The following is a 3678-nucleotide window of genomic DNA, read 5'->3' as shown; positions in this document are numbered from 1 at the left end:
AGGTGTGGTAGCCTTTATAGTCTCGTCTGTTCTTTTTCTTTGGTCAAGTATTTAGGACATAATAAATAGACCCATACATAAGTTATTGCGGCGCAATGCGGGTTTTGCCTGTCACCTGCGTACAAAAAGCACAGTAGCAATCATTTCTTTCACCATTTTAAAAACAATGTTATGAAAAAAGTTAAGTTGCTGTTTGCCGGTATTGCCCTTATAGGAGCTATCGGGGGAGCATATGCTATGAAGGCATCTTCATCTGCAGGAAGTCGTGCAATGGCCTGGTTCGAGTATTCCCCTACTCAGTCAGGAGGAACAGCGAATCCTGCAAATTATCATGAGGTAGCGTCAACAGGTTGCTTAAATGGAAGCCAGTTGTGTGCAATCCGGGTAGAGAAGAATGCCAGTAATAGCTTACCGGATGCAACGGCATTGAATAATATCCAGGGGGATATTGATGCAGGTACACCTATTGCGGGCAGAGTAGTTTTTAAACCTTAAAAGAAAAGGCAGGTGTTAAACACCTGCCTTTTTCATCTTGGGTTTTTCTGTATGGTTGGAACAATAGCTGTTACGTTATTGGGTATTTGCATGGCATAGCGTGGATCATGGGGAGGTAAGGTATAGGTCGCTCCATTGACCTGCCGGTTAATAATGACAGAGGTGGTGGCGGAGTTATTTAACCTTCGGAGATCCCCCCATCTTATGGCCCGGAAGGGCAGCTCCTTTCTTCTTTCTGTTAGGATTAATGACAGCAGACGATCTTTATCCGTGTCAGTTACCGGAATAAATCTGGTGTTATCATACCTGCGTTTTAAGAAGTCATTCAGTGTTTGTAACGCTTCTGTGTTTTTCCCAATCCTGACAAGGGATTCTGCCATTGTGAGAAGAACCTCGTCAGTAGCCAAACCAGTAAACAGCTGATATGAGTTGCTACCATCATAATTTCCGCGAAAAGCCTTACTGCCGTCAGTATTAGTTCTGAAGAAAAGCTGCTTTCGTAGATCATCAGACGAATAAGACACAGCCAGGGCTGTATCAACCTTACAGATAGATGGATCAAGACAATACGAGTAATTCGCAGCCACATGAAAAATGACCTCATTGTTAAATCGCTTCAAAGGTTCATCGGAATTGGGGTTTAGTTCGTTGTAGTCCATGAGTTGCGCTCCATTTTTTATGCAGGAATCAGCAAATAAGCAGGCTTTTGTATAGTCTCCTTTCGTGAGGTGAACGCGGGAGAGTAAGGCAAAAGCCGCTAATCTGGACGGTCTTGTTTTATAGGATGTATTTACCGGCAGCAGTTGGGCTGCATTTTCCAGATCGCTTATGATGGCGGCATAGGTGCTTTCTACGGATGTACGTGTAGATGTTTCATTTACATCAGCAGTCAATCTCAGTGGGATACCCAACGCCGACTGTGCGGTATTGGGATCGTATGGTAGCGTGAATTCCTGGGCAATCATATAAAACGAAAAAGCCCGGAAGAACAATGCGCTACCTTTTAGCCTTAGCCATTCGTCTTTTTCTCCGGGTGCGGGATCAATGTCATTTAATTTTTCCAGGACTACATTAGCTTTAAATACAATCCGGTATGATAAACTCCAATCCATATCATTACTTACATCATCTTTCCAGATATAATTTTCTCTGTCCGTAATAGAGGACAGACCGGACCAGCTACTGGAAAGTAAATAGTAGTTATCAGCAGCTATCTCCCCGGCGATTGGCCATGAAAGATTCATAGTAGCCACATCATCAAGCATGGCCTGCAAATCTTTTATGGTTGCCGGTACCACCATTTTATTGTCAGGTTTTGCATCCAGGTATTTACGGCAAGCATTTAGGCATAGTAGTACTGTTAAAAGGAAACAGATGATCGATATATATTTATAGTATCTCATGGCTTCTGTTTTTAGAAAGTTTACAAAGACGTTTTTAGACCAAAGGATATACTGCGTGGAGGAACCATCGTTCCGTACTCAGGATCTACATTATACCTGGTTGCGCGGTAGATCGTTCCGATATTGTCCAGGTATAGGAAAATTTGAAGCTGTTTAAAGAATGATCTTCCTACAGGAACATAGTTGTATTGCAGACTAATATCCTTCCAGCGGATAATATCAGCTTTATCGACCAATACAGCAGATTGCAGATAGAATTCGTCCCGATAGCTGTTCGCAGGGTACACCATAGACGGTATTGTGGTGGTTTTCTCATCACCTGGTTGCTGCCATCTGCCAGCGAAATCACTATGACCATTCCAGTTCTGATATAAGGCAGAATAGTTGATGGAATTTCTTCTAAAATAATGTCCTAGCTTATAGGTGATGTTAGCACTCAGGCTCCAGCGCCGGAAAGTAATAACGGGCCTGAATGCGCCATAAAATGGTGGCAATGATCGGCCACTGTACACCAGATCATCAAGTGATGTTTTACTGCGAATAGCTGAATAATCTGAACTTACCTTACCCGCCAGCCAGCCCTGTGGATTACCCTGGTCATCGAGGCCTTCCCAGCGATAGCTTAATAAGGCATCTGTAGGTTTGCCTTCCAATGGGTTAATACCAGACCCCAAATAACTGATAGCTTTACTATACTTATATTGGTATCTGGTAACTTTATTCGTGTTGTAACTGAAAAGTAAATTGGCGGCTATCTTTAATTGCTGCCTATCTATAATCTTTCCCGCAATGGAAATATCCAATCCGTAACCCTTGATACTGGCGGAATTCATGGTCATAGTTGTTACGCCGGTGGTTGGATCTAATGGAGTATTGCCAATCAGGTCGGTACTTTTTTTGTTATATAGATCAACGCTTCCGCTGAGTATGTCCCTTTTGGTTCTAAAATCAATACCAAAATTAGTGGTAGCTGTTTTCTCCCAACGCAGATCAGGATTAGGGGGCGTAGTGATGGTGGCAAACGGCTCATTGATCAGATAGTTGTAACCAGCCGGATTATAGCTAATGATGGTATAGGCAGATAACCGGTTACTGGTATTGCCACTGTAGCCATATGTTAGACGTGCCGCCAGCACCGGGAAAATATCGGAATCGTAGAAGTTTTCCTGAGAAATATTCCAGCGTAGCCCTGCTGACCACAGGGGAACGCCCTTCTGATTACTTCTGACCCCAAAAACGTTACTGGCGTCCTTTCTTGTGCTCGCTGAAATAATATACTTGTTCTCATAGGTATATGAAGCGTTGGCATAATAGGAAACAAAGCGGTATACGAACTTATTAAAATCCTTTGGATCATATACCTGCTGGTCACCTTTCAGATTCATGTATGTAGGCAGATAATCAACATAGTTGATATTTGAGTACGTAAGCAGGTCCGGATCATAGCCATAGGTTCTGCCGGTGTTGAAAATCGTTTTGGACTGTTTTATTTCCATTCCGGCCAATGCTGCAAGCTGGTGTTTGTTCCATGAGCGGTCATAGTTTAGTTGTCCACGTCCGGAATGGGTTGTTAGCTGCTCAGTGCTTTGATCCAGGATTGCGCCAACTGGAATGCCGTAAACTGGTTTACTGTCAACCAGCTGCGTATAAAGGTTGGTAAGGTTACGGCTATAATATAATTCAGCGTTACTCATGTTCCACGTAGAACTTGTTTGTTGTTCATACTGGTATCTCATTTCGGCAACAAGCCCTGGTGAGATGGAATAAGTGCCGGAGAGCT

General features: G+C 43.1%; 2 protein-coding genes and 1 pseudogene. 1 reads left to right on the top strand and 2 read right to left on the bottom strand.

The features are described 5' to 3' along the window. Window positions 1-171: 171 nt before the first annotated feature. Window positions 172-495 (top strand): DUF6520 family protein, encoded by a 324-nt coding sequence (locus VIP81_RS20070; protein ID WP_331965273.1) that lies wholly within the window; start codon window positions 172-174, stop codon window positions 493-495. 32 nt (window positions 496-527) lie between these two features. Here VIP81_RS20070 and VIP81_RS20065 read toward each other — a convergent pair whose 3' ends face one another. Next, a complete protein-coding gene (locus VIP81_RS20065; RefSeq protein WP_331965270.1) occupies window positions 528-1898 on the bottom strand; it encodes a RagB/SusD family nutrient uptake outer membrane protein in 1371 nt (456 codons plus the stop codon). A gap of 20 nt (window positions 1899-1918) precedes the next feature. Then, a pseudogene (locus VIP81_RS20060) lies at window positions 1919-3678 on the bottom strand (hypothetical protein); the annotation flags it as partial.

It is taken from the genome of Chitinophaga sp., from assembly GCF_036566945.1.
Lineage (GTDB): Bacteria > Bacteroidota > Bacteroidia > Chitinophagales > Chitinophagaceae > Chitinophaga.
This window is presented reverse-complemented; position numbering and strand designations above follow the sequence as displayed.

Coding starts and splice junctions, on each gene's coding strand:
- VIP81_RS20070 (WP_331965273.1), top strand. CDS start 172: ATGAAAAAAGTTAAGTTGCTGTTTGCCGGTATTGCCCTTATAGGAGCT.
- VIP81_RS20065 (WP_331965270.1), bottom strand. CDS start 1,898: ATGAGATACTATAAATATATATCGATCATCTGTTTCCTTTTAACAGTA.